The 25,680-nt window shown below is 52.1% G+C and carries 20 protein-coding genes; 11 read left to right on the top strand and 9 right to left on the bottom strand.

Translation table 11 applies throughout. From position 1 onward, the window contains the following. Positions 1-21: 21 nt before the first annotated feature. The 3 genes from QJQ48_RS15325 to psbQ form a co-directional block, all read right to left on the bottom strand. On the bottom strand, positions 22-846 hold the full coding sequence (locus QJQ48_RS15325; RefSeq protein ID WP_346292116.1) for a hypothetical protein: 825 nt from the start codon (positions 844-846) through the stop codon (positions 22-24). A gap of 82 nt (positions 847-928) precedes the next feature. Continuing rightward, positions 929-2,014, bottom strand: a complete 1,086-nt coding sequence (locus QJQ48_RS15320; RefSeq protein ID WP_346292115.1) for an NAD(P)/FAD-dependent oxidoreductase — start codon at positions 2,012-2,014, stop codon at positions 929-931. Next, positions 2,011-2,463: a photosystem II protein PsbQ gene (gene psbQ / locus QJQ48_RS15315; protein WP_346292114.1), complete on the bottom strand. Its 453-nt coding sequence runs from the start codon at positions 2,461-2,463 to the stop codon at positions 2,011-2,013. Before psbQ ends, QJQ48_RS15320 begins: the two co-directional genes overlap by 4 nt. Before the next feature lie 302 nt (positions 2,464-2,765). On the opposite strand from psbQ, the gene hppD reads away from it, so the two are divergent. Beyond that, on the top strand, positions 2,766-3,866 hold the full coding sequence (gene hppD / locus QJQ48_RS15310; protein WP_346292113.1) for a 4-hydroxyphenylpyruvate dioxygenase: 1,101 nt from the start codon (positions 2,766-2,768) through the stop codon (positions 3,864-3,866). Positions 3,867-3,930: 64 nt separating this feature from the next. After that, the gene (locus QJQ48_RS15305; protein WP_346292158.1) at positions 3,931-4,638 is read left to right on the top strand and encodes an HAD family hydrolase; all 708 of its coding nucleotides are present in this window, start codon (positions 3,931-3,933) and stop codon (positions 4,636-4,638) included. A 33-nt stretch (positions 4,639-4,671) separates the two neighbouring features. Here QJQ48_RS15305 and QJQ48_RS15300 read toward each other — a convergent pair whose 3' ends face one another. After that, positions 4,672-5,280 (bottom strand): CPP1-like family protein, encoded by a 609-nt coding sequence (locus QJQ48_RS15300; RefSeq protein ID WP_346292112.1) that lies wholly within the window; start codon positions 5,278-5,280, stop codon positions 4,672-4,674. 421 nt (positions 5,281-5,701) lie between these two features. Between QJQ48_RS15300 and QJQ48_RS15295 the strand changes: the two genes are divergently transcribed. Further along, positions 5,702-6,415 (top strand): response regulator, encoded by a 714-nt coding sequence (locus QJQ48_RS15295; protein ID WP_346292111.1) that lies wholly within the window; start codon positions 5,702-5,704, stop codon positions 6,413-6,415. A 21-nt stretch (positions 6,416-6,436) separates the two neighbouring features. Here the strand turns inward: QJQ48_RS15295 and QJQ48_RS15290 are convergent, their stop codons facing one another. Both QJQ48_RS15290 and QJQ48_RS15285 read right to left on the bottom strand, forming a co-directional pair. Continuing rightward, complete coding sequence (locus tag QJQ48_RS15290) at positions 6,437-7,816, bottom strand: hypothetical protein (protein WP_346292110.1); 1,380 nt, start codon at positions 7,814-7,816, stop codon at positions 6,437-6,439. Positions 7,817-8,030: 214 nt separating this feature from the next. After that, entirely contained in the window at positions 8,031-8,690 is a 660-nt protein-coding gene (locus QJQ48_RS15285) for an L-threonylcarbamoyladenylate synthase (RefSeq protein ID WP_346292109.1), read from the bottom strand. Positions 8,691-8,773: 83 nt separating this feature from the next. Between QJQ48_RS15285 and larC the strand changes: the two genes are divergently transcribed. Next, positions 8,774-10,087, top strand: coding sequence for a nickel pincer cofactor biosynthesis protein LarC (larC, locus tag QJQ48_RS15280; protein WP_346292108.1), 1,314 nt, complete (start codon positions 8,774-8,776; stop codon positions 10,085-10,087). A 1-nt stretch (position 10,088) separates the two neighbouring features. On the opposite strand, the gene QJQ48_RS15275 is transcribed toward larC, so the two are convergent. Continuing rightward, complete coding sequence (locus QJQ48_RS15275) at positions 10,089-11,471, bottom strand: hypothetical protein (protein ID WP_346292107.1); 1,383 nt, start codon at positions 11,469-11,471, stop codon at positions 10,089-10,091. Between the two features lie 1,078 nt (positions 11,472-12,549). Here QJQ48_RS15275 and ndhL point away from each other — a divergent pair. The 7 genes from ndhL to QJQ48_RS15240 all read left to right on the top strand — a co-directional run bounded on the left by ndhL (position 12,550) and on the right by QJQ48_RS15240 (position 23,656). Next, positions 12,550-12,762, top strand: coding sequence for an NAD(P)H-quinone oxidoreductase subunit L (ndhL, locus tag QJQ48_RS15270; RefSeq protein WP_346292106.1), 213 nt, complete (start codon positions 12,550-12,552; stop codon positions 12,760-12,762). 13 nt (positions 12,763-12,775) lie between these two features. After that, entirely contained in the window at positions 12,776-13,108 is a 333-nt protein-coding gene (locus QJQ48_RS15265; RefSeq protein ID WP_346292105.1) for a DUF3007 family protein, read from the top strand. A 153-nt stretch (positions 13,109-13,261) separates the two neighbouring features. After that, positions 13,262-14,053 carry a tryptophan synthase subunit alpha gene (trpA, locus tag QJQ48_RS15260; protein ID WP_346292104.1) on the top strand — a complete coding sequence of 264 codons (792 nt, stop codon included), beginning with the start codon at positions 13,262-13,264 and terminating at the stop codon, positions 14,051-14,053. Positions 14,054-14,607: 554 nt separating this feature from the next. Then, a complete protein-coding gene (locus QJQ48_RS15255) occupies positions 14,608-15,555 on the top strand; it encodes a DUF7507 domain-containing protein (protein WP_346292103.1) in 948 nt (315 codons plus the stop codon). After that, positions 15,552-19,127 carry a TonB-dependent receptor gene (locus tag QJQ48_RS15250; RefSeq protein WP_346292102.1) on the top strand — a complete coding sequence of 1,192 codons (3,576 nt, stop codon included), beginning with the start codon at positions 15,552-15,554 and terminating at the stop codon, positions 19,125-19,127. Before QJQ48_RS15255 ends, QJQ48_RS15250 begins: the two co-directional genes overlap by 4 nt. Next, positions 19,127-21,175 (top strand): OmpA family protein, encoded by a 2,049-nt coding sequence (locus QJQ48_RS15245; protein WP_346292101.1) that lies wholly within the window; start codon positions 19,127-19,129, stop codon positions 21,173-21,175. Before QJQ48_RS15250 ends, QJQ48_RS15245 begins: the two co-directional genes overlap by 1 nt. A gap of 78 nt (positions 21,176-21,253) precedes the next feature. Continuing rightward, a complete protein-coding gene (locus QJQ48_RS15240; RefSeq protein ID WP_346292100.1) occupies positions 21,254-23,656 on the top strand; it encodes a DUF6923 family protein in 2,403 nt (800 codons plus the stop codon). 23 nt (positions 23,657-23,679) lie between these two features. On the opposite strand, the gene QJQ48_RS15235 is transcribed toward QJQ48_RS15240, so the two are convergent. Further along, positions 23,680-24,597: a sulfotransferase family protein gene (locus QJQ48_RS15235; RefSeq protein ID WP_346292099.1), complete on the bottom strand. Its 918-nt coding sequence runs from the start codon at positions 24,595-24,597 to the stop codon at positions 23,680-23,682. A gap of 13 nt (positions 24,598-24,610) precedes the next feature. Then, positions 24,611-25,672: a glycosyltransferase gene (locus QJQ48_RS15230; protein WP_346292098.1), complete on the bottom strand. Its 1,062-nt coding sequence runs from the start codon at positions 25,670-25,672 to the stop codon at positions 24,611-24,613. Positions 25,673-25,680 lie beyond the last annotated feature (8 nt).

Here is a 25,680-nt window from a genome sequence, read left to right as displayed (position 1 = left end):
TTTAGGCTTTCTTCGGAGACGCTAGTGAATGGATTCAACGTACTCTACCTGAGAGCGGCGCAGCGGCGATCGCTGTTCAACTGCCTTGATAGGAGCTTCTAGCTGGAGCGGCGGTGCTCCCTTGCCTAGCTGCGGCGGCTGGACCGCAAGCGATCGCAGTCCCTGCCGCAGCGCATTCCGCACGATGGGATCGCTTTCCTGAACCAGCAGCACTCGAAAGCAGTCCGTGATTTGCGATCGCACCGAGAGCGTGTAAAACGCTGCTGCTGGAGCTTGCTCAACCCAGTGCAGCAGTTGTTGAATAGCGACTAAACGCCGCAGGGGATCGGGTTGGGTAAGCTGGCCTAAAAGCTGATGCGGATCGCTGCCTTTGTCTGAGTCACCTGCTTTGAACTGCCAAAGCAGTAAAGCCAGCGTGGCGATACTTAGGGCCGTCGGGGTTAGCAGTCCCAAAGCAAGCCAAGGATTATCTACGGTGGCCCAAAGGGATAGCACGCCGTAAGTGCCAAGAGTGGCCGTGAACCCACCTGCCCCTGCTAGAACCGCAGGCTGTTTAATCTGCTGCCAGAGATTTTCGCCAATCTCCGCTATCAGTTGCCAGTGAGCGTCATCAGCGAGCCAGTAAGCTAAGCGCACAGACCCCGCGCCTACTGACATTGCCAACAGCAGTCGCCAGTTAAATGTGGCTACGACAAATCCGGTCAGCCCAATCAGCCAAAGCGTCTGCGCAGAGAGTACGTTCGCTTGGACTGAGCGGGATTGCCTTTGTTTCAGATTGCGGGCCAGCTTTTCAGCCGTCATTCCCACTGACGTAAGCATCTCCTGCCAGGAGGATTCTAGTGCCACCTTAACTCCTAGATCGGTCTGTTTCTCTAGTCTATGGCATGTTGTCCGTTCTGGAATCGCAGCGTCTAGGTTTGGCGCGGTTCTATGCGGTAATGAGCTGCTTCACCTGCTGGGCCGTGGCCGGAGCCAGTAAGACCCCGTTGCGGTAATGGCCTGTGGCTAAGATGACGTTTGGGTTGCTCGCTAGCTGTTCAATCACGGGTGCCGGGCGACCCTGGGGCCGGGGTCGCAGTCCCGACCAGGTTTGTAAGATTTTGCCGCTCGCTAGCGCCGGGCAGTAGGCGATCGCCCCTTGAATGACTGCCTCTAGTCGCTCTGTCTGAGGTTCTAGGGTTTCTAGTGGCGTCTCTGGCGGAAATTCCACCGTCGCGCCAATCCAGTACTGATTTTGACCCAGCGGCACCAGATGAATGTCATTGCCATTGATTACGGGCTGAAAGTCAGCGTTGCCTAGCGGCGTTTCTAGCTGTAGGCGCACGGCCTGGCCCAAGACAGGAATGAGCGAAACGGCCCGATCCACTAGGGCTTCAGATCCCAGTCCGGCTGAAACAATGACCCAGTCAGCCGCGATCGCCCCCACGTCGGTCTGCACCTGGGAGGCATGATCCCCGGCTGCAGAGACAATTGCCTGTACTGCACAGTCAAACTGAAAATTGACGCCGTTGAGCTGAGCTGCCTGCACGAGGGCCAAAGTTAGGGCGGTGGGATCGACCTGGCGATCGCGAGGAGAATAGATAGCGGCCTCAACTGACTCAACATTGAGAGCGGGACAGTGAGTTTGCAGCAATGACGGCGACCAAATTTCTAAGGGCCAGCCTTGGGCCTGGCGGGTCTGCTGTAGCTGTTGCCATTTGGGAATTTTAGCGTGATCAAAGCAGAGGCTGAGCAGGCCCTGACGGTTAAAGGGAATCGTTTTGCCAGTAAGATTTTCTAGCTCAGGGATGAGGCTTTCGTAGCGCCGCAGGCTGGCTTCTCTTAGCTGCCAGGTGCGCCCCTTAACTTTATGGCTGATGATGCCCATCAACACTCCCAAAGCCGCGCCAGTAGCTCCCTGAGCTGGAGGCTGGCGATCGCAGACCCAAACCTCTAGCTGCGGCAGTTGGCTCAGCTCGTAGGCCAGGGTGGCCCCAACTACGCCACAGCCAATCACAACGACCCGTTCTTTCACAGGCGCTCGGCCTGAGGCACCAGCTCCAAAAAGGCGTCAAAATCTTCTATAGCTTGCTGATATTGGCGCTTAGCAACTGAAATGTTGCGGGCTACGGCGGCCTCATCAATGGCGACTAGATGGTTATACAGGTCTTTGGCCAACTCATTGGCCTTGGCTTGATCCTGGGGCAGAAGCTGACGAGCCAGCCGATTCATGCGCGCTCGCAATTCTCCTAAAGGCCCATGCACGAAAGTCTGTACGTTGATCCAATCTTGATCTTGAATGTAGGCTTTCAGTTCGGGGATGCGCTCTCTTAGGGCTACGACGCGAGGACTGTAAGCTTGAATTTGCTCGATTTGAGTGGAGGTATAGGTGGGGGCAGCCGCTTGCTGAGCAGAACTGCAGCTAATCGTTAGCACCGCGATCGCAGCGATCAGTAGACTAGTGAACGATCGATACCATGTCATAGAGTCTGTTCCTAGTAATTTGCTGCTACTTATCATAAAAAAATGCCAAAGCCGAGTATTCTCTCTTCTGACGGTTTTTGGGGCAATAATTTCTGATTTGCGGGGATAAACCCCGGAATTTCAAACCTTCAGCAGATACTAGATCATCTGCGTTGCCGTTTACTGCTGGCAGCCCGTCAAACTGTCGTAACTCGCAGCCAGTTAGACCTTGTCAGCTAGCCGATTATTTTAATTCGCTCAGCAGTCATTTTTCCTGAACCTCAGCCTTAGCCTAGCGTTAGAACCCAACTTTTCTGTCAGCTATGGATATTTGCTATCTGCACTTCTACGTCGAAAATGCGATCGCTTGGAGGCAGTGGTTTTCTCAGCGGCTCAGATTTCAAGCGATCGCTTCCCAGCTAGACCCCCACACCCATACCGAAGTTTTACAGAACGGCGGCGTTAGAGTGGTGATATCGGCTCCCTTGACGGCAGAGAGTCCTGTATCCCAATATTTACAGCAGCATCCGCCCGGTGTTGCTGACATTGCCTTTTCAGTGCAAAGTCTAGAGCCAATTGTGGCGCGGGCGCTAGCAGCCAATACGCCACTGCTGCAGCCGATCCAGACAGATCCTCAACGGCTTGATCTGAGGTGGTGTCAGGTGCAGGGATGGGGGGATTTGCGCCACACCCTAATCGAGTCAAAAGCGGCGACTTTACCTGTGCCGCTGCTGAGTCCCCAGGCTCACTGGCAGTTTTTAGCAGACTCTTGGGAATCTGTAACTGCCTCAGATTTTGTCGCGATTGACCACGCCGTCCTCAATGTAGCCGCTGGCCAACTGGGGGCCGCTGCTGGCTGGTATGAGTCAATGCTGGGCTTCAACCGTCAGCAGACTTTTGAGATTCAGACTGCCTATTCTGGGCTGTGCAGTCAGGTCATGGTGCATACCCAAGGAACAGCCCAAATACCGATCAATGAACCCACTTCTGGCAACTCTCAGATTCAAGAATTTCTGAACTACAATCGCGGGACTGGCATTCAACATGCGGCCCTCCGTACGGCGGACATCGTTAGGGCTATCAGCACCTTTAAGCAAAATCAGGTGCCTTTCATCTCAGTGCCGCAAACCTACTACCAGCAGCTAGACCAGCGCTTAGAAGCTCCGCCATCTAGCGTTGACTGGCAGGCGATCGCCCAGCAGCAAATTTTAGTTGACTGGCTGCCTGAATATCCCCAGGCGCTGCTGCTGCAAACTTTCACAGAGCCAATTTTTGCTGAACCGACATTCTTTTTTGAAATTATCGAGCGTCAGCTTTATCAGGTGGCCGGGCAGAGGCGGCTGGTGGAAGGATTTGGTGAAGGCAACTTTCAGGCTTTGTTTGAGGCAATTGAGCGGGAACAGCAGAGACGCGGTAGCTTGTAAATTTCTGAAAAAGCTAAGAATATGGGATAGCCTGTAATAAAAGTTCATGTTCTACGAACTGCCTATGCTGCGTATCATCACTGATTTTGACGGGCCAATTATGGATGTTTCGGAGCGGTACTATCAGGTCTACCAGTACTGCCTTGAGACTACTCGGTTGGCAGATCAGGCAGTACAGCAGCTCAGCAGAACTGAATTTTGGCGCTGCAAACGGGCGCAAATTCCAGAGCGGGAGATTGGTCGCCGCTCTGGGCTAACTGCCGAACAAGCGCAAGCTTTCGCCCGACTGCGACGGGAAACGGTGCATTCCCAGCCCTATCTGGTCTACGATCGGCCTATTCCAGGGGCGATCGCGGCTTTGGAGCGAATTCAGGCGGCTCAGATCGATTTAGCCGTCATGACGATGCGCCACGACCAAGAGCTAGAAATTGCCTGTGAGCAGCATGATTTAGGCCGCTTTTTCCCTCAGAACCGACGCTACTGTCTCAACAACGGCTATGTGAAGCAGGCAGATGTGAAAGACAAGCCCCGGCTGATGCGGCAGGCGCTTGCCGAACTGCCCGCTGCAGCCACTACCTGGATGATTGGCGATACGGAAGCTGATATCCTAGCGGCTCACGAATACAATGTGCCGGTTATCGCAGTCTTGAGCGGCATTCGCGATCGCGAGCGTCTCGCCACTCATCAGCCAACCCTGATCTTGCCAGATTTGAAAGCCGCCGTTGAGCTAATTTTGCAGCAGCCAGTGTCCGCCTCAGTTAGCTGCTCCTAGCCGTTCGCTTACGCCTTGAATAGCTCCAATCAGCTAGCGTAAAAAGCTGCTGACCAACCACAGAACTAAAAATGTAATCAGCGCCGCTACGGCTTCCGGGCTGGCAAACTCAAACTCCGCCCCTTGCGGAATCAGCAGTTGCCCGACAGTCAGTCCCAGCGTCAGGCCAATCACCAACCCCAAAAGCACCAGCAAGACTGAACGCCAAAGCTTATGCTCTTTGCGATTCAGAAAGTAGACACTACAGGCCACGCCCAAAGCCAAAGCTAAGGGAGGCGAATAAAAGCCTGCTAGTGCCAGCAAGCCAAAAATACCGGCTGGCTGCAGGATGTCTTTGCGCTCTGGTGTGTCGAGTAGCTGATTCAGCCATGCTACATTGGGGCGGGGCACCGCTGGCGGCGAGTTTAGCACTGGCTCCGGCGACTTCTCAGCGAAGCGAATCCGATCGGGCACCTTAATTTTGCCTTCCTGTCGCAGCCGCAACCGCTCCATCAGGATGGCATCATAAGCTGATTCGATCGCCTCTTTTTCCCTGCGATCGTCTGAACACGCCTCCATTAAGCGATCCCGCGCCGACTGAATTTCCTCAAATGAGGCAGCTTCAGTAACGCCTAATATCTCGTATGAACTCTGAACGCTCATCTGAGAACCTCCGAGAGACCCCGCATAGTACTATTGCCTAAGTTAACAGGATGGAAACAGGGCCTAAAGCAATCAACCTTCATAGCTTGAACTTGATCAACCCCTAGCCATCAGTGTAGCGAGGGAGTTGCTAAATCGAAAGCTTCCCTGCAACAAAGCTGTAGATTGATTGTAAAGACTACCTGCTGAAAGATGGAGTTTTGGGCAGTTTTGCATTCTTTCCTTCAAGAAAATTTCATCTATCTTGAGAATTCAGTTAAATTGACTATGAGGTTATGACAAGATTGAAGTTTTTTCGCTGAACTGAACTGAAATCTATGAAATAGATTTAAAGCTAAAGCTTTCGGATTAGCCAGTCAATAGCGGATTGAGCTGACCTCCGACAAAGCGCTGTCTATCTTACTGCAAGGTTTTAACGGTTATGGCTGCTGCCAAGATTCTTGTTGTTGATGATGATCCGGCAATCCGCAATCTCATCTATCGCTTTTTGTCAAAGCAGAGTTACCAAATGGAAGCTGCTGAGGATGGGAAAGGGGCTCTTGCCATATTTGAGCAGTTTAACCCAGACTTAGTTATCTTGGATGTCAACCTGCCTGACGCCAATGGCTATGATCTCTGCAAGGAAATGCAGGCCCGCACCGGGGTGTTCATCCTGATGCTGACCAGCCGCACTGATGAAGCAGATAAGATTCGTGGCTTTAATCAAGGGGCAGATGACTATTTAACTAAGCCTTTCAGTTTGGGCGAATTGGAAGTGCGAGTTGGCGCTATTTTGAAGCGGCAGCGCCCGGTCACGGCGGCAGAACAGCAGCGTCTCACGTTTAATCAGCTAGCCATTGATCCGGTGCGGCGAGAAGTGACGCTTAATGAGGATTTGGTACCCCTAACTGCTTTAGAGTTTGACCTGCTGCATTTCTTAGCGAGTCATCCGGGCCGAGTTTGGCGACGGACGGAGCTCATTCAGAAGGTTTGGGATTACGAATACGTGGGCGATCAGCGGGTTGTAGACGTGCATATCGGCCAGATTCGCAAGAAGATTGAAATTGACACGACCCAGCCAGCCCTAATTCAGACAGTGCGGGGGGTTGGCTATAAGTTTGAACCCCCCCACGAGGGTGCTGAAGAAGCTTCATAATAGGTTCCGTTCTTTAAGCCTCTAGACCTGGTTGCGCAGCTTCCAGGCCGCGCTGATGAGCTGTCCCCAGTGACGGCGGAGCTGCTTGGGGGTATAGCTGAGCTGCTGGGCGATCGCCTGGTCGCTGAGCTGAGAGTTTTCTGGATCTTTGGCCTGCTGCTGCTTGAGGTCGAGCAGCTTTTTTTGCGGGGCCGTAAGCTGGGTTTGAAACGCTTGCCACTGCTCCGGGGACAGTCCTAAGCGGCGCTCTAGGTCAGTGCCTAACCACTGATGCACTAGCTCCCACTGGTGAAACTGAGCGAATTTCTCTACGTGGTACTTAAAGCGCTGCTGCAGATAGTCGCGCTCGCGGGAGGTAATTCCCAGCACCTCATCGATTTCCGCCGCTGCCATATCCTGCAGGCGCAGCGTCAGATAGTCTACGCAGTCAGACTGCTTTTGCTCGTGCAGATAGGCAATTAGCTCCTGGATCACCCGGTTGCGAATGACCTGCTCAGAGGGATCAGTGGCCTCAGATACCATGTGCTGCCGCAGTTGCTGCACCGCAGGCGATCGCAGGGCATCTTCCCCCGCCTCGTCTCTGGCTGACTCCATAGCCTGCTCCATGTCAATGGAGGTTTCATTGGGCTGGCGCTTGGCAAAAGCCTGTGCCCGCAAAATGATCAACTGCTGATTGTGACAGCCGGGTAGCGCAATCCGGCGCTTGGCGTACTGCTCGGTAAATCCCATATATTCAGCTAGCTCTAGGCGAGTCCGAGGCTGATAGTCAGCGGCGCACTCGTTTTCGCGGCGAAAGGCTTTCAGGGACTCTACATAAAAGCCCTGCATGAAGTCTTCTAGCAGCGTATAGCGCCCCTGGAAGCCTAGCTGTGCCTGACTCGGCGCAATATAGCGGTAGGCGATCGCGCTCAAGCGGCTGTGAAGTTCCACCCGGCCCCCTTGAGAACCCAGGCGATAGAAATCCAGACACTTACGAATTCGGTGCTGGGCTAAAGAGCGCTGCCAGGTTGCTACTTCGCCAGAAGCCTGAATGCGACGACTCTTGGTGCAGATGCGCTCAACTTCAGCGGCCATGCGCTGGGCTGTCTTGGCCGCCTGCTTGGGGCGAACAGACTGCTCAACCTGTAGCTCAGATTGAATATATTCGACTAAGCCGCTGTCAGGCTGATTGCTGTCAGCCAGCGTGGCTGCGCCAGTAGCATAAGGACGGCTGCTAGCCGCAGGCTGAACGTGAATAGCAGATTGGGTAAATTTTCCAGTTTGGCACGCATAAACAGTCTGAAAATGGGTGCCGACAGAAGAAGTAATGAGTTGGGGATGCATAAAAATTACCTGGTGATGCACGGCAAACAAGAGACTGTGGCAGTAACCGGATTTAGTTACCCAGTCTGTATCTGACATCCTCACTCTAGGCAATCTGCCATTACCTGCGGGCAATGAGTGTGTCACTATCACAACCAACTGTCACAGCCTTGATTGTGCCAGTTAATCGTAAAACTGCAGCGGTCCAAATAGCAGCGGTGTATCCCTATGAGGCCAAGCACTGTTGCTTTCTACGTAAATGCTTCACAAAAGTTAATGTAATATCGGCCTGTGTGACAGTTGGGTAGACAGTCTAGCCTTGAGCCGGGGCAACCCCCCAGGCAGAAGCGGCCTCTGCCCCCAGTCCCTGCCGCGTCATTACAGGTTCTGCTGCAGTTAAATCCAGAATGCTAGAAACCTGGTAGCCCATTGGCTGTTCATCGTCGATAATGATGTCCACCCGGCCCTCTAGGCGAGCAAAAAGCTCGGCTTTCGCGGTGCGATCGCTGACAACCTGATCGCCATGCGTAATTGATAGGGCTGAGGTGGAAACCACCGGATTGCCTAGAGATTGAATCAGCGATAGACAAATAGGACAGTCAGGCACCCGAATGCCCGTTGTGCGCCGTTTAGGACTCATAACCAAGCGCGGCACCAGCTTAGTGGCGGGCAGTAAAAACGTGTATGGCCCTGGAATCAGCCGCTTGATGATGCGGTAGGCTCCGTCGCTGACCCTGGCATAGTCCGCAATATTCGAGAGGGATGAACAGAGAAAAGTAAGGGGTTTATCGTTGTTCATCTGCTTGAGCTGCCTGACTCGCTCAACCGCTGATTTAACATTGAGATCGCAGCCAATGGCGTAAACCGTGTCGGTGGGGTAGAGCATAACAGCTCCCTGCTGCAGTGCCTGCCGAATTTTCTCGATTTTTCGGGTCTGGGGAGTTTGGTGATGAACGTTGTATAGGGTTGCCATAGTGCTGTTGAGATGTAATGCTACGCCCGCCGGTTGGCTTGGTTCTATGATGGCGGCGCGATCGCCACTTGCTCAAGGATTTTATGAAAACGTTAGCCTATCTAGACTGTCCGACTGGAATTGCGGGAGATATGTGCTTGGGCGCTTTGGTGGATATGGGGGTGCCGCTAAGCTATCTCAGCGAGCAGTTAGCCCACCTGCCGATGGCGGCAGAGTTCTCGCTGCGAGCTGAGCGGGTTGTCCGTCAGGGACAGACGGGGACTAAAGTTTGGGTGGATCTAAGCTCAGATCCGGCTGAGCAGGCGCATGCTCACTCTGGAACAGCAGCCCATAGCCGCCACCTACCTGAAATTGAGGCGCTGATTCAGCAGGCCGCTTTACCCGCGCGGGCGATCGCCTGGAGCTTGGCAATTTTTCGCCAGCTAGCAGTAGCTGAGGCCGCCGTTCACGGCATTGATATCAATCAGGTTCATTTTCACGAAGTTGGGGCAACTGACGCCATCGTTGATATTGTTGGAACCTGTTTGGGGCTAGACTGGCTGGATATTGACGCCCTTTACTGCTCTGCCTTGCCCACAGGCGGCGGCTTCATTCGCGCTGCTCACGGTCAGCTTCCTGTCCCGGCCCCCGCCGTTCTCAAACTGTTTGAGCTGGGCCAGGTGCCAATCTATAGCAACGGCATTCAAAAAGAGCTGGTTACGCCGACCGGCGCGGCGATCGCCGTAACTTTAGCCACTGGGTTTGGGACACCGCCACCGATGCAGCTCCAGAAAGTCGGTTTAGGGGCGGGCGGACATGACTTGCCCATCCCCAACTTGCTGCGGCTATGGCTCGGCAAGGCCGCTCTGGAAATGCCTGCAGTGGCTACCGCCTCGCGGGCGGCTCAACCTGCTGCCTCTGAGCCAGAAGCGATCGCCGCCTACAGTGGCGCAGTCGAAGAGACGGTGATTAAACTACAAACGCAGGTGGACGATTTGAGTCCTCAAGCCGTCGGCTTTCTGTTTGAGCGGCTCTTATCGGTCGGGGCTCTAGACGTATTTAGCCAGCCTGCCGGCATGAAAAAATCTCGTCCCGGCCTTTTGCTCACTGTCATTTGCCTGCCCGCTCAGGTTGCTGCCTGCGAGACGGTCTTGTTTGAAGAAACGACAACTTTGGGAATTCGCCGCAGCGTCCAGTCCCGCGATCGCCTGCCCAGAACCCTAGAAACGCTGGAAACTCCCTACGGCCCTATAGCCGTCAAGACTGCCCGCCATGCTCAGACTGGGCAGCTACTCAATGTTCAGCCAGAATACGAGGACTGTGCCCAAGCTGCCCAAACACACAAACTACCCTGGCAAACTGTTTGCCGAGAAGTGCTGCAGCAGTGGTACCGCGATCGCAAAGGATCACCCAATTAGGCTATTCATCGATCAGATCTGTCTCTTCTTTAGTCTGGTTGTCTCCTGATAAAGGTTCAGGCTGTCTGATCGCCTGAGAAAAAATACGGCAGGCATCTAAGTTAACTCGCTTAGACAAATTAGCAGACACTTCTCCGTTTTCGTCTAGCTGAATCAGGTTGTACTCAATATTCTCGGCATAGATAGCAAACGTAACGCTGAATATTTCTAAAAAGTTGATAATCCAGCGACACTGATCGCGGGGAAACTGTTCGTAGTAGCGAATGAGTTCCGCAATCCGCACCTCTAAATAGGCATGGGAGCTTTTAGAAACCAAAATCAGCTTGAGCAAAACAATCGCCAGGGTCAGCGCACTCCCCTGCGACAGCAACAGCGTAAAAAGGGCTGAAGGTGTGGTTTTGTCTTCGGTTGTCAGGTAGTCAATCGCCCGATTGCAGGTACGCAAAATTAGCGATGAGTCCACCGGGTCATCGTTGTAGTCAACATGGAGCCGATTGAGCTTTTCTGAAAGCTGCACCTTCAGCGTTTTGACGAATTCCTTTTGCTGTACCGAAAAAATTAGGTAATTGACCAAACTCTTCTTAAAGCCGCGATAGCTCAACTCACGAGTCTGCTGCAGAAAGAGGTGGGCTAGATTGTGATAGCTATAGCGCCCCCGCCGGGCCACAATCGCCTTGATCAGTCTCAGGGCTCCCTCACCCAGGGCCGTCGGATTGCGCAGCCTTTTGTTTTTGACAGGAATAGCTGACTGGGAATGGGCCGTATAAAGTGCTAGCTCAAACTTAAACTGATCTTTCAGTCGCCGGGAAAGAACGCGAGCTGCTTCGCGCTGCTCAACCGGGTTCTGCATGTCGGTGTACTGCGGTACCAGCAGATAGGACGTATATCGAGATGACCATTGCTCCTCTTGCGGTTCCTCCCGTAGACGTGCCACAAACAGACGAATCGTCTGAAAATCTTCGCTTTCGACAAAGCGTTTCAGCCAGTTGCGCAAGCGCTTTAAGGTAGGCGAATAGGTGTGTCGCCGCAGCACCGGATCTTCAAATAGCTCGATTAATGACTGAATAGCTTCATGCTCACGCTTGACCTCCCAGTTGTTGATCAAGATGTAGCATGAGCGCTTTAACGTATTACAAAATTCCTGCTCATTGTTGGCAAAGACAAGGGTATACAGAGATGGCAAAGTCTCTGCGGTAGTCGTGTCGTTATGCTGAATGAACAGGTGCTTAAATTCTTCCAAAACCTCAGCCGCTGGCCAGGTTTTGACGATGTTGAGCAGAAAGTCGTAAATAGTTTGCTGAGCTTCTTGTAGCTCAAGCTGCGCTCGCTCAGGAGAGGAGGAAGATGCAGACTGATAATCACCCGGAACTCTATCCACTATCATTGCGACATTAAAGACAGCAGAGGACATTGAGACAAAGGTGGGGCTAATAAGATTATTGGCTTCATAGCAGTTGCTTAAAGCATAAAGATTTGACTCTATTGGCTCGCTGCTGCAGGCCACTTAGCCTACAAACCGCCAGCTTTAAAAAAGCCATTCTAGCTACTGAACAATCCTTAGCACCACATTCCAGCCTACAAAGGATACTCAGTAAATTCCACAGGAATCCAGAAAATAAGATTTTTCTTCAGTAAGAAAATCTCCAGAAGTGGCGCTACAGCCCTGGTGCTGCAGCCAATCAGAAAAACTTATCCTCCCTGAGCCCTGACGCTAGACTTCAGTTCCTTGCTGCTTTATCTCCAACTAAAATCACGTTAGGAATGCACCTTTTGTCAGGCCAGTGTATGGGGGCGGAGGGACTTGAACCCTCACGACCTTGCGGTCAACGGATTTTCACCCTTTCACAGCTTTCGCTGCTGCCAGCGCACTGAGACTAGCGGCGGCTTTAAGGATTGGACCCTCCCTTTACCCTCGACTTGACGTTAGGGTAGCTCCCGTCGGGCCTCTGCACCTTCCCTAGTTGAAAAGAAGAAAGCTTCGAGACAAGGGATAAAGCTGACCTTACCTTTGTCTTTTGCCTTCCGCCCTCCCAAAAAAGGCTTGGCTCAGGATTGCCATATTCCCGAAGGAACTTAGGTTTCCCTGAATTTGAGAGCTTCCACTTGGGGGATTTCTCCGCCAAGGCTCAGTTTCCTAAGTCCGTAGCGTCTACCATTCCGCCACGCCCCCAGACAGTAGTGGCGGCTGCCACACTGATGGTTTTTACCGTATTGTCTATTCCACCACCAAGTGCCCTTAGATGCAACTATCTTCTGCATAAACTCAAAAAGTAGCTGATTAAGTCGGTGCAAAACCTTATATGTCTGGGCTACTTTGACTTATGCAAAATACCTCTGCAGCACGAAGCTGAGTCAGAAGGTCGAGAATTTTTGCTCTGATGCTCAAAAGTGATTTAGAAGCTAAACCACTCGAACTGTCAAACAGGTTTTAAGATGAGAAAGGCTGATTATCTAAGCGCTGTATGATTACTGCAATTCTGTATCTGGTTTTAGGCGGGGCTTACCTAGTAGTTGTGCCCGGCCTCTTGCTGTTTTACCTCAAGGCTCGCTGGTACACAGCAGGTTCATGGGAGCGCACTCTGCTTTACTTTTTAGTCTTTTTCTTCTTCCCGGGAATGCTGCTGCTGAGTCCTTTCCTTAATTTTCGACCCCGTCGGCGTCAGCTAGAGAGCTAAATTTATCAGTGCTATGAGACGGATTGATGTCATCGGCATTGGGCTGGGTGTTTTTGGAGTGGGGGGGCTGCTCTATGTTGGGCTGCAGCTCCTAGGGTTGGACAATGTCTCAGCCGGTATTTGGAGTCAGGTCGCTTTTGTTGGAGGGCTGATTGGCTGGGTTGCCACCTATTTATTTAGGGCTTTGAGTCAGAATATGACCTACCATCAGCAGCTCCAGGATTACGAAGATGCAGTGCTGCAAAAGCGGCTAGACTCCCTGACGCCAGCAGAACTAGAAGCTTTGCAAGCGGAAATCGCGGCTGAGGCCGAGGCTAAGTCGGCTTCAGAAACGCCGCCTGTCTAACACAGACAGCTAAAATTTCTGATTACGGCCTTTGTAAACTCTCCGGTTAGCTTAGACTGCTTTAGGGGCTGTTTTGCTCAGTTGGGCTGCCTAAGCAATAGGTAGCTAGCTGAGCGCTATAGCCTGCCAGGTGCTAGTCAAGCAGGAAAATTGATGAAGTCCGTTTCTGAGCAGTTCCGTCTTCTCCGCGATCGCCAACAGTGCGCTTTAATCCCCTTCATCACGGCGGGGGATCCTGATTTAGCTACGACCGCTGAAGCGCTTCAGGTGCTCGATCGCAGCGGGGCCGATTTTATTGAGCTAGGTGTCCCCTACTCTGATCCGCTTGCTGACGGGCCAGTGATTCAGGCGGCTGCCACCAGAGCGTTGCAGCAAGGGGTTACCCTAGATCAGGTTTTAGAGATTGTGCGATCGGTCAGCCCTCAAATTCAGGCACCGATTATTCTGTTCACCTACTACAATCCGATTCTAAATCGGGGCATAGACGCTTTTTTTCAAGAAATTGCGGCGGCAGGGGCTAGAGGACTGGTGGTGCCAGACCTGCCGCTGGAAGAAGTTGAAATGCTCCTAGCGCCAGCCGCCGCCGCTGGCATTGAAATTACGCTGCTAATTGCGCCGACAACGCCGCGCGATCGCATCAGACAAATCGTTACCAAGTCTCGCGGCTTCATTTATCTCGTCAGCGTCACGGGTGTAACTGGGATGCGCTCTGAGATTCAGTCGCGAGTTCAGTCCCTCCTGCAAGAATTGCGAGCGGTGACAGACAAGCCCGTTGGGGTTGGTTTTGGGGTTTCGCAGCCAGAGCAGGCCCAGCAGCTTAAAGACTGGGGAGCAGATGCTGTGATTGTCGGCAGCGCTTTTGTTAAGCGGCTAGCTGCCAATCAGTCCGCTGGACTGGCTGAGATTGAAGCCTTCTGTCAGCAGCTCAAAGCCGCACTTTCCTGATAGATCGATCTGATAGAGGCTGGAATTATCAGTCTGAAGATGGACTTTATAAAAATTTTAACTATGGGGCAATATGCAAGCTATTCCTGACTTGACGCTGCCATCAGAGCAAATTAACCGCAATTTGCCGGCAAGAGGTCTTGCAAAAAGGTAAATGGTCATGGAATACTCTGAGCCGTAGGATTTTACGTATCCTCAAAGCCCGTGACAGCCAGCTTTTTTGCCTCAGCACCGAGAAAAATCGGTGTCTGATTTGGCTAAAAAGAGAACGAGATAACCGTATATTCTCGGAGGTTGAAGGCGGCTTTTGAGCGATACTGAGCAGGCTGCTGGGGGGCTAGACCCCTCGCTGTAGTAGTCTATTCTGAAGCGCTTTTCATAAAGCCTGGTATGTAGTCTTTGTGAATGCGCGATTTTGTCAGGGTGATCGATTCCATGCCAGTGCGTACAAGATTCCCTATTCTTCTGTACAAGCTCGCATCGTCTAAATCAGGATAATTTGTTAACGCATCTTATCGAGTTGCGTTCCAGCTACCTAGCAGCGTGTGTTTTAAATGCAAAAACGGCTTGTAAAGAACCTGCAGCGTGGCTTACTGTTTCTAACGGCTGTCTTAGCTAGTTATCTGTTGAGCTACGTGTGGCAGCCCGCTCCCTGGGGGCAGGCTCAAACTGTAGTTACAAACCAGGTGGGGGCAGCTTTCGGGCCAGCGGGCGATCGCACTTCTGTCAATTCCAACGAAACCTCATTTCAAACGCCGGGGCAGCCCGCCCTCAGTATCACCAAAACAGCGGATCGAGCAGCCGCTGAGCCAGGTGACGTGGTGCTCTATCGGCTATTGATTCAAAACACGGGCGAGGCTACGGCTGCGCCGATTACCGTTGCAGACCAGTTGCCGCTGGGATTGGCTTACGTAGACAACTCCATCAGGGCCGCAGTCGAAGGCAATCCGGTAACCCCCAGTGAAGTGACGCCCAACGGCAATCAGGTTGTTTTTCAGTTTGCCACGGTGTCCTTAGCCCCCGGTCAGCGCTTAGAGGTCGTCTATGCAGCTCTGCTCACACCCGATGCGATTCGCGGTTCTGGGCAGAACGTAGCGCAGGTTTCCGCACCCGGTATTCCACCGGCTGCAGCCGTTTTTCAGCTCACCATCAGGCCCGGTATTTTGTCCGACTGCGGCACAATTATTGGCCGCGTCTTTGTCGATAAAAACTTTGATGGCGAGCAGCAGCCAGGAGAAGCGGGCGTTCCCAACGCCGTTGTTTTCATGGACGACGGTAATCGCATCATTACCGACCCGGAAGGTCTGTTTTCGATCGCCAATGTTGTTTCGGGTAATCGCGTCGGCACGCTGGATCTCAGCAGCCTGCCCGGTTATACGCTGGCCCCCAATCTCTATCGCATTGAAAATAACAGCCAATCTCGCCTAGTTCGCTTAGCCCCCGGAGGACTGGCTCGCATGAACTTTGCCGTCACTCCCACATTTGGAGAGGGAGAGTCATGATGAAGCAGCAAGCTAAAGTATCTGTCAGTGTTTCAATGGGCGCTCTGACCAGCCTTTTGGGAGCGTTAGCGCTAGTGGCTCCGGCGTCGGCTCAAACAGAGCTGCCAGATCTACCTGCAGAACCGACAGCCACTGAATCACCTGAGTTGGAAGAAATTCAGGCCGAGAACGCAGAGTCGCAGACAGATATTCCAACGCTAGAAACGATTAATCAGCAGTCAGATCGGCCTGAGACGACCGCAGCGGCTTTAAGAGAACTCTCTGCGGCGGCTGAGGCAGACTTTTCTGCAAGGCCCGTTGTGGCCGATACCGAGCCGGAGACTACGCCCTTAGTTGTCCAGACTCCGGACGAGCCAGCAAACGAGGCGATTGAGCCGGTTATTTTTAACGAACCGGGAGCTGAGACCCCTTTTGCCGATGTGGTGGATGAGTTTCCGTCGCCGCTGCTAGAGACGGAAACGGAGCTGCAGATTAGGCTGAGATCTGCCGAGCAGCCGACTGTCCCCGCCAATGGGCGATCGCTCCTACCGTTAGAAGGTCAAATCTCAGGCCCGGACGGGGAGCCAATCGAGCGTGATGTGGTAGTGACGCTGACGGCGAGTGCTGGGGAATTTGTCGGCGCAGACTACAACCGCGATCGCGCTGGCTTTCAGGTCTTGGCCCGTCAGGGGCAGTTTCAGGCCCAGCTTAGATCGACTTTGGAAGCGCAGCAGGTACAGCTTCGGGCTGCCGCTGACGGCTTAGAAGCCAGAGGCTTGGATCCAGATGAGGTCAGCCAATCCTACCCGGAATTAGCCACCTACACCTACGTCCAGTTCACCACCGACCTGCGGCCCTCTTTGGTTTCGGGCGTGATTGATTTGCGGATTGGGCCAGGGGCGACTGACTTTTGGGGCAGCTTCCGCGATTTTCTCAATCCGGGGGACATTGACGACGATTTTGAGATTGATTTAGACACTTCGCTGTTTGCCATTGGTAGCTTTGGCGAGTGGCAGTTTACCGGCGCTTTCAACAGCGATCGCGCCCTGAATGAGCGCTGTGACGGTAGCAACAGCCTGTTTCGCGATGTGCAGTTTTGCGAGCAGACCTATCCGGTTTACGGCGATAGCTCCAGCAATGACTTCCTCACCCCGTCCACTGACAGCTTCTATGTCCGCTTTCAGCGGGACTCGGAAATACCGGGGGCGGAGCCTGACTATTTCATGTGGGGTGACTTTAACACCCAGGAGCTAAACCGTCCTTCTCAAACCTTTACCGGCATTACCCGCCAGCTCCACGGCTTTAAGGGCAACTATACGTTCGGCAATGGGTTCCAGCTTACGGCCCTCTATGCCAACAATATTCGCGCCTTTCAGCGAGATGCGATCGCTCCTGACGGCACTAGTGGTTTCTACTTCTTGTCGCGGCGACTTGTCTTACGCGGCAGCGAAAACGTCTTCTTAGAAGTTGAGGAGCTAAACCGTCCAGGCACCGTTTTGGAGCGGCGTCCTCTCTATCGCGGCAGCGACTACGACATTGACTACGATCGCGGGACGCTGCTGTTTCGTCAGCCCGTCTATGCCACTGAGGTCAATACGTTGGGCGACATCCTGGTACGTCGCATTATTGTGACCTACCAGGTAGACAATCCCAACGGCGGCGACGGCAATCTCTATGCCGGGCGCCTGCAGTACACCTTCAATACGGGTCTGAGCGCTGAAGATAGCTGGCTGGGCGCGACCGCAGTGATCGAAGATCAGGGGATTCGCGACTTCACGCTGTTTGGCTTTGATGCCCTCTTGCCTTTAGGTGACAGCGGCGAACTGGTGGCGGAGATTGCTCGCTCCACATTTGATGTGGGAGCTGCTGATGACAGCGCTGGTAATGCCTATCGGTTTGAAGCCGTTGGCGATATTACCAATGGCATTCGTGCCCGCGCCTACCTTTCGGCGGCAGACAGCGGCTTTACCAATACGGCAACCACCAGCTTTCGCCCAGGGCAAACCCGCTGGGGCGGTGAGCTGGCAGCGCGGCTGAGTCCCGATACGGTCTTAGCGTTTCAAATTGATCAGGAAGACAATGAGGGCCGAGCGCCTCAGGTGCTCAACTCGGTGAATGATTTATTCTCGCCGGGGCGAGAGACGGTGCTAGGCGATCGCGTTGACAATCGCCTCACTACCTTTCGAGCCGGGATACAGCAGCAGTTGGGCAGCGCCGTGCTGGGGTTTGACTGGATCCACCGCGATCGCGAAGACAAAATTGCCAACACCGATGCCGTTACCGATCAGCTCGTTTCTCGCTTTACCCTGCCGATTACCAGTGACCTGCGCTTTTTAGCTCAGGGTGAGCTGAATCTGTCGGATGACGAAGATCCGCTCTACCCCGATCGCACTCGTATTGGCTTGGAGTGGCAGGTACAGCCGGGGGTCACCATGACCCTGTCGCAGCAGTTTGCCTTTAGCGGCGAAGAACCGCGATCGATTACCCGCCTAGATACCAATGCTCGCTACGAGCTAGATGACAATACCTCACTCACCCAGCGCTATTCCCTACTAGGCGGTTTTAACGGCGTGACCGGGCAAGGGGCGATCGGCCTCAATCACCGTTTAATTCTGGCCCCCGGACTGCGAGGCACCCTGGGCTTTGAGCGCATCTATGGTGACGCCTTTAATCTCACCGGATCGGGGCGGCAGTTTGCCCAGCCTTTTGCTGTTGGTCAGAACAATACGGCGCTGGGCCTACAGTCTAGTACCGCTTTTAGTGCCGGACTGGAATATACGGACAATCCTGATTTTCAGGCCAGCGCTCGGATTGAGCATCGCAGTTCTGACGACGGTGGCGACAGCAACACGGTTTTGACCGCCGCCGTGGGTGGACGGGTGACACCGGCCTTGACGACCCTGTTTCGCTACCGTCAGGCCAACTATGCTAACCAGCTCATCACTGATGAGCTAGATGATTCCGTTAGCCTCAAACTGGGACTGGCCTACCGCAACCCGGTCAGCGACGTCTTCAACGGCCTGCTGAGCTACGAGTATCGCCGCAACCCAGCCACAACCCCTAACACAATTCTGTTTGGGGCCGGGGATGACGCTAAAGATCACACCCTGGCGCTGGAAGGGATCTACGCGCCTAGCTGGCGCTGGGAGTTCTACAGCAAGTACGCCCTGCGCTACAGCGCTGCCACGCTGGCAGACGATTTTGAATACTCCAACGCCATTCATCTAGGGCAAATCCGAGCCACCCATCGCTTTGCCTATCGCTGGGACATTACCGGTGAGGCGCGCTGGATTGGCCAGCCCCGCGTCAGCTACAACGAAATTGGCTTTGCGGCAGAGCTAGGCTACTATCTCACCCCTGACTTACGTTTGGGTGTGGGTTACAGCTTCGGTGAAGCCAACGACAACTCATTTGTCGGCGGCGGCGGCTACCGCTCTCAAAGCGGCCCCTATCTGGGCATTACCTTCAAGGTGAATGAATTGTTCAATGATTTTGGCTTGCAGATGGTGTCTCCCCCGCAGCAGCAAGAATCTTACGTAGACTCGGCAGCGGCTGAGGCCGATGCGGTCACGGCTGAGGGAGGTGAAATCTAATGCGGTCACTCTTTTTGGCTCCGGTTGCCTTACTCGGCATCAGCGCGATCGCTCAGGCTCAAATCCCTACCGAGACGGGCTATCAGATCACGGTCAACAGCAATCTTGATGCAGTTCAGCCGGATACGGCGCTGACGCTGCGAGAAGCGATTGCCCTGACCAACGGCGCGATCGCCTATGAGTCTCTCAGTACGGCTGAACAAGCCCTCGCCCGTCCTTCACCCGCTGGGGGCACCCAGATCGGCTTTAATCTGCCCACCGGCGAGACGACAATCGCTCTGGGCGAGCTGCTGCCGCCAATTACGGCCTCGGATGTCACGCTAGACGGAACGACTCAGCCCGGTTATGACGCATCAGCTGCTCCGCTTGCCCATGTCGCAGTACCGGTTCCCCTGGTCAGTCTGACGCCGGCGGCGGGCGCTGAAGTCTTTCGGGGACTCACCATTAGCGGCGATCGCGTGACGATTCGCGGCCTCAGTATTTATGGCTTTGCAGCGGCGACGCGGGCGACAGAAACAACGCCCCCGGCGGATATTTTCATCAGCAACGCGCCCCCCCCGGCCGATGCTGGCCCCCTCTCTCCTCCCGTCAGCTTTTTTGACTATGCCCCGGCTGAGCTAGCGCCGACAGATGTGGTCATCGAGCAGAACTGGCTGGGTTTGCCGCCCAGCGGTGAAATGCCGGCTCAGACTTCGGCGTTTGGCGTCTCGGTCTTTAACGCCGCGAATCCAATCATTCGTCAAAACCGAATTGAGTACCACGAGGGCAGCGGCATCATCACCAGCGTGCGAGCCACAGGCTTGCAGGTGACGCAGAACACTATCCTCAGCAACGGTTTAGCTGGCATGCCCGATGCTATTCGCCTAGAAGGTGAAGTGGCTGAAACCACGATTGTTGACAACCTGCTCTGCGGCAATGACGGCAGCGGCATTTTTATGTTCAAGCCGTCTGGGGCGACGGAGATTCGCGACAATATTATTCAGTTCAACGGGCGACGATTTGAACGGGCAGCGGTTTATCTGATGGGTAACTCTCATCAGGTCATTGATAATTTCATTGGCTATCAGCCCGGGCCGGGCGTAACTGTCACCTCTTTTCCCCTAAGCGATCGCAATATCATCCGCAGTAACCGCTTTGCGGCCTTGGACGGTTTAAGCGTCGATCTCAACTACGCCCACAATGTCCAAGTGCAGGACTTTCAGCAGGGAGATGGCCCCAACCCGCCCCGCAATTCTCCCTACCGCCGCGAAGATACGGGCAATGCCGCTATCAACGCGCCCCGGTTCAGCGCCTATCAGTTTCCGCTGCGGGACAGTCAGGTCAGCCTCAGCGGTACGGCAGATCCAGGCTCGGAGGTGGATCTATATCAGGTCACAGAAGCTGGAGATATCTACAGCCCCCTCGCTAAGATGCTGACCACTGTGTCCGTCAGCGAGCAGGGGACTTTTGACGCTGTCGTTGAGCTGCCAGCGGGGGCTAAGGTCAGCGCGATCGCCACTGACCCTAGCTATGGCACTTCTGAACCTGCCGCGATCGCCACGGTGACGGCCTTTGACGGCAGCATTCCTACCCTGCCCTCGGAGCCAGTGCGTCCGCCCAGTTGTTTACCCGAATTAGCCCAGCAGCCCCCTATTGTCGAACCGCCAGAACCTTTGCGACTGCGGGTGCCACGCAATATCCACTTCGCCCTCGATCGCTCCAATATCAGTTCCGAAAGTGCCGATGTGCTCGATCGAATTGCGGCCGTGCTGCTAGAATATCCGTTTTTAACAATTGAAGTTCAGGGGCATACCGATCCACGGGCCAGCGTAGCCTATAACCAGGCACTGAGCGATCGCCGGGCCAAGTCTGCCCGTGACTATCTGCTGCGCCAGGGCATCGCGGCTGAGCGGATGCGTATTGTGCCGTTAGGGGAAAGCCAGCGGGCCACGACAGGCAGCACCCGTTTGGACTATGCCCGCGATCGCCGGGTCGAGTTCATCTTTGAAGATACCCGTGGCCTTGACATTATTTTTGAATCCCAAGAGAGCGATCTACAGCTGGAGTGATTTTTTGTCTACCCACCGCTTGACTAGCTATTTCCTGCATCCAGAAACACACATAGTTGCTGAATCTAAGCTCGACGTATGAGAAAAAGATCTGCGTTTCCCTCCAACTTTCTAAAGCCATTTTCCCAAACCGCTTCTCTGTGGAAATATGCGCTTGCTTGCCTATCGCTGACAACAGTAGTCGGTCATCCATCCGCCGCACGCGCTCAGTTCGCCTGTGATGCAACTCTTTATATCAGTCAGGCTGCTGGAGCGCTTGATCCCACTCAGCTCAACCGCATTGATACCTCGGGTAGTAGCTTCAACATCGTTTCAACTGATGAAAACGGTAATCCCTTACCTGGCGGTACCGTTGGCTACAACGGTCTTGGCTATCGGGTGCAGGATGGTTTTTTGTATGGCATTGAGCCAGAGCAAGGCATTGCTGCCCCCGCTGACCAGTTCACCATTTATCAGATTGGGCCTACCGGAGCCACAGCAGTCACAAGCATTGATCCAGTAACGTCAGGTACCCATCGCTTTCGTTCTGGAGATGTCGATCCAAGTGGTTTCTACTACGCCTACTCAGACGATACCGGCTTATTAGTTCGCGTTGATCTGACCACAGGGCAAATTGTTAACGAAATTACTATTCCTGACATTGGTGGTAATCCGCCTGACTTCTTCGACCTAGTTTTTCCGGTCAACGGAGTTGTCTCAGCAACCCAGGTCTTTTTCTTTACTTATGAAGCAGACACCAACGAGATTGTCCGGGTCGATCTCAATCTGGCTAGCAACACTGCAACGGTTACGCAGACGGGAACATCGCCGGGACTCAATGCTGTCGGCGCTACCTATTTCTTGCCCAATGGAAACTTGTTACTCTACCAAAACGCTCCTGGTCAACTTTATAGTGCTCAGGGAAGTGCCTCATCAAGTTTAACGCTGCTCAGCAATGTGTCGGGGGGACTTGGGCAAAACGATGGCGCGGGTTGTCCGGCGGCTCCAGTATTTCAAAAGGTTGCTACTCCGCCTTCGATCGCTCAGGGTGGAACCATCACCTATACCTATACCATCACCAATCCTAACTTTACTTTCGCCTACAGCAACGCAGTTTTCACCGATACTATGCCCAACACGGATGGGCGAGTCTTTAACGGCACAGTGAGGGCCTATCAGTTAATTAATCCTGGCGGAGCAGCCAATAATCCCCCCATAGGCGGTACTACTAGTTTCTCTAACGGGAATAAGACGTTTCAGCTAAATGGCTTTGCGGTGCCCCCTAATTCTACCGTCATCATCGAAGCTGAGGTAACCGTACCGGCAAGCACACCACCGACTACGGCTGGTAACCCCTTACTGAATCAGGCTGAATTTGAAGCTGATACCCCCTTCCCGAATGTCAGAGTAAGACAACGCTCTGACTATCCGGTAACAACCACAGGAACCTTTCCAGATCCAACGCCGACAGAAGTCACTCCGTCGACCAGCGGTCTACTAGGTGTTGCTAAGCGAGTTGATTCAGTGACCAGCAGTGGAGCAAATCAAATAGACGTCACTTATGAAATCGTAGCTGAAAACTTTGGTGCCGAAGATCTCAGTAACTTTCAGCTAGTTGAAGATCTTAATACTACTTTTGGTGCAGGAAGTTTTTCAATTCAAAACTTAACGACAACTAGTGCAATCAGCGTAAATTTCCCCGGTTTTGATGGCAACGGTTTGGGCGGCAACACAAACTTAATTGCCGCCAGTCAAGTTTTACCGGCTAATTCAACTGCAACCTTCAGATTGACGGTAAGGGTCGATACAAGCTCTGCAACCCTGCCGCGTCCAGTTCCAGGCCCCTATGAAAATCAAGTTGATGGCTCTGGGGAATTACCTGGTGGACAGCGGGTTACTGATTCTTCAACAGATGGTTTTAACCCTGATCCAGACGGAGATAATGATCCAACTGAACCGGGAGAAAACGCACCTACTACTGTTCGCTTTGGGCCTGACCTTAGAGTCGTAAAGCGTATCGTTGCTGCTAATCGCCCAGGAAGCGGAGCAATTCCAGTCGCTGGTATCAATAGCTTTAATAATGATCCGGTTGACCCTGATGATGATGTTTTAAATGCTCAAGGTCTTTCTCCAGTTGGTGTAGTTAATATTGATTCAGAGACTTTACAGAGTGGTGATGAAATAACTTATGCTATCTACTTTTTAAATGTGGGTATTGGACCTGCTAACAGTATTGAAATATGCGATGCAATCTCGCCAAACACCACGCTTGTTGTTAACAGCGTTGGCGTATCGTTAACCTCTGGCAGTCCTTTTGGCGGAAATATTGACTTAAAGGATCCGCTAGAAGTTTTAAATGATTCCTGTATAGGGGCACCAGGCACTTTTCCAGGCGGCGGGGGGACTGTGGGTACGGTGCCCGGTGGTGGAATTGTGATTGATTCGTTTGATTTAGACGCCAGTCAAGGAGGTACGCTAACATTTGCGATTCGTGTCCCCTAAGCATTTAGCAAATACTTAGCATCTTAGCTGGGGCAATCTGGATAAATCGCAAACTTTGACTGAATGAGTTTTGCTGAAATTTTTCTCTGCTCTTCAGCATTGAAGAGGCTACAAAATTTACGGGTATTTCTATTGCTAATAGATTCAATAGTTTTGCTTTTCCAGTTTTCCTGATCTAGTACCAGTCTTTGAGTGTCTTGTGGTTGGGGCTCTAGCATATTAGGCTCAAAGTCAATGCCCATAAACTGACATAAAGTTCTCAAAGTCGTCTCTGGATCTTGCGTTAATTTCTCGTACTGAACTAAAACGTGATTTTTCTTATGTAGGTTTCGTTCAGTGAGTTGAATAGCTAAGTTGTATTGCTCAATGCAGCGTTCAAGGCTGTCTTGATAACGTTTGCTCCAGGCTCTAGAAGTTTGCATCGCGGCATAGATTGATGCGATTGTATCGGTTCCGTTACGTACTAAATGAATAAAGTTGGCGTTTGGCTCATACCTTTCAATAACGTCTATATAGCTAAGATGGTGCGGAGATTTCTCCAGCCACAGTTCCTTACCTTGATCTGCTGTTAGAACGTCAAGAATCTTAAAAAAAGCTCTTGTCTGCTGTTTTAATGAATGATTACGCGGAAACAGAGCTATTAAATCTTCTCGATTGACGTCGTCTAAGAATTTTTGAACTCGTTGATGAGATAGCCGAAAAGCAATTCCTAGCGCTACTCTCAAATTTCCTCTTATATCGTAAAAAGCTTCGCGGAAATCTGAGGGCATTTCACCAAAAACTCGACGCTGATACAAGCCAACTGCATCCAAAAAAAATTGGCTTTCTGGAAATGAGGCAATCTTGCTATGGGCAGATAAAAGCATTTGTAAAAGCGTTGTTCCGGATCGGGGACAACCTACTAAAAAGAAGCGTTTTTTACTCTCTTTAAGGTTTGACATTCTCTGAAGCTACTTAAGTTTGTGCAGACAAATAAACCTGAATAGTCTGTTTAGCAATGTTTTCCCAACTGAGTTTTTGACAAGCTTGCTCAACCTTTGAAGAGAGTTTTTTCAAATCAGAATTATGGACTTTGGACATAGCGCTTTCTAGCTCATCTAAATTGTTAGGAGAGTAAAGCAATTCGTTGGCTTCTTCTAATATTTCTTCAATACTGGGAAACGCAGGCGCAATAATAGGCTTTTCATAAGACATTGCTAATACCAAACTAGCGGAATTTAGAATTTCGGTAAAAGGTAATATGGCAACATCCGCTGCGCCGAAGAAAGTGGGAATATCTTTTTCCCTAATAAACTTCGGCAGTAACAAGATATTGCTAGTTTCTGCGACTAACTCTTCTAGCTGTTGGCTATACTCAGAATTGATTGGCTTTCCTGCTATGACAAGATAATCCGCTGGAAATTTCTGATGGTGGCTTTGCCAGGCTCTAATCAAGTTTTCTATGCCCTTATAAGGTCGAAGCAACCCCAAATTTAGAAATACTTTGTCTTTGTGCGTTATACCAAGCTGATTTCTAGCTTCACTCTTCTCAACTAAAGTAGAGTGAGAAGTCTTATAGTTTCCAATAGGAATTACTGTGTATTTCTCTTCCGTAAATCCATAGGTCTTTGTGATGGATTTTGCTGTTACCTGATTGAGAAGGATAATTTTGTTTGCGAACTTAGTTAAAGCTTTTCTTACCCATAAGTCTATTTTCGGAAAAAAGTTTTCATGAGAAAAAAGATTATGGACTGTCCAAACTATTTTGCATCCAAACAAACGAACCAAAAAAATGTCTAAAGAAAACTGTATAGAGTACAAGAAAGCTAGAATAGAGTAATTGTTTGAAGTATAAGGATGAATCCAATGAAGATGAATAATATCATACGATTTCTTGTCAAATAAAATTTGAAACAGCAGAGGAAAAATTTGTTTTCTACGATAATAGTTCAGGAAGCGTACTTCTATTTGATTAGTTTCAAGCGCTTTTTTAAGCAGTTTTAGATATGAACTTTCAGGTCGTAATTGAGCTACCATTAGAACCC

The organism is Sphaerothrix gracilis Ecp01 (assembly GCF_030405905.1).
GTDB lineage: Bacteria > Cyanobacteriota > Cyanobacteriia > Phormidesmidales > Phormidesmidaceae > Sphaerothrix > Sphaerothrix gracilis.
The sequence above is the reverse complement of the archived record's forward strand: the minus strand, read 5'-3'. Positions and strand labels throughout refer to the sequence as shown.

Excerpts from the sequence above, each read along its gene's own strand:
- hppD (WP_346292113.1), top strand. The coding sequence starts at position 2,766 with ATGGATATTTGCTATCTGCACTTCTACGTCGAAAATGCGATCGCTTGG.
- larC (WP_346292108.1), top strand. The coding sequence starts at position 8,774 with ATGAAAACGTTAGCCTATCTAGACTGTCCGACTGGAATTGCGGGAGAT.
- QJQ48_RS15240 (WP_346292100.1), top strand. The coding sequence starts at position 21,254 with ATGAGAAAAAGATCTGCGTTTCCCTCCAACTTTCTAAAGCCATTTTCC.
- QJQ48_RS15245 (WP_346292101.1), top strand. The coding sequence starts at position 19,127 with ATGCGGTCACTCTTTTTGGCTCCGGTTGCCTTACTCGGCATCAGCGCG.
- QJQ48_RS15285 (WP_346292109.1), bottom strand. The coding sequence starts at position 8,690 with ATGGCAACCCTATACAACGTTCATCACCAAACTCCCCAGACCCGAAAA.
- QJQ48_RS15255 (WP_346292103.1), top strand. The coding sequence starts at position 14,608 with ATGCAAAAACGGCTTGTAAAGAACCTGCAGCGTGGCTTACTGTTTCTA.
- QJQ48_RS15275 (WP_346292107.1), bottom strand. The coding sequence starts at position 11,471 with ATGATAGTGGATAGAGTTCCGGGTGATTATCAGTCTGCATCTTCCTCC.
- ndhL (WP_346292106.1), top strand. The coding sequence starts at position 12,550 with ATGATTACTGCAATTCTGTATCTGGTTTTAGGCGGGGCTTACCTAGTA.
- psbQ (WP_346292114.1), bottom strand. The coding sequence starts at position 2,463 with ATGACATGGTATCGATCGTTCACTAGTCTACTGATCGCTGCGATCGCG.
- trpA (WP_346292104.1), top strand. The coding sequence starts at position 13,262 with ATGAAGTCCGTTTCTGAGCAGTTCCGTCTTCTCCGCGATCGCCAACAG.
- QJQ48_RS15250 (WP_346292102.1), top strand. The coding sequence starts at position 15,552 with ATGATGAAGCAGCAAGCTAAAGTATCTGTCAGTGTTTCAATGGGCGCT.
- QJQ48_RS15290 (WP_346292110.1), bottom strand. The coding sequence starts at position 7,816 with ATGTCAGATACAGACTGGGTAACTAAATCCGGTTACTGCCACAGTCTC.
- QJQ48_RS15265 (WP_346292105.1), top strand. The coding sequence starts at position 12,776 with ATGAGACGGATTGATGTCATCGGCATTGGGCTGGGTGTTTTTGGAGTG.
- QJQ48_RS15295 (WP_346292111.1), top strand. The coding sequence starts at position 5,702 with ATGGCTGCTGCCAAGATTCTTGTTGTTGATGATGATCCGGCAATCCGC.
- QJQ48_RS15305 (WP_346292158.1), top strand. The coding sequence starts at position 3,931 with ATGCTGCGTATCATCACTGATTTTGACGGGCCAATTATGGATGTTTCG.
- QJQ48_RS15235 (WP_346292099.1), bottom strand. The coding sequence starts at position 24,597 with ATGTCAAACCTTAAAGAGAGTAAAAAACGCTTCTTTTTAGTAGGTTGT.
- QJQ48_RS15300 (WP_346292112.1), bottom strand. The coding sequence starts at position 5,280 with ATGAGCGTTCAGAGTTCATACGAGATATTAGGCGTTACTGAAGCTGCC.
- QJQ48_RS15230 (WP_346292098.1), bottom strand. The coding sequence starts at position 25,672 with ATGGTAGCTCAATTACGACCTGAAAGTTCATATCTAAAACTGCTTAAA.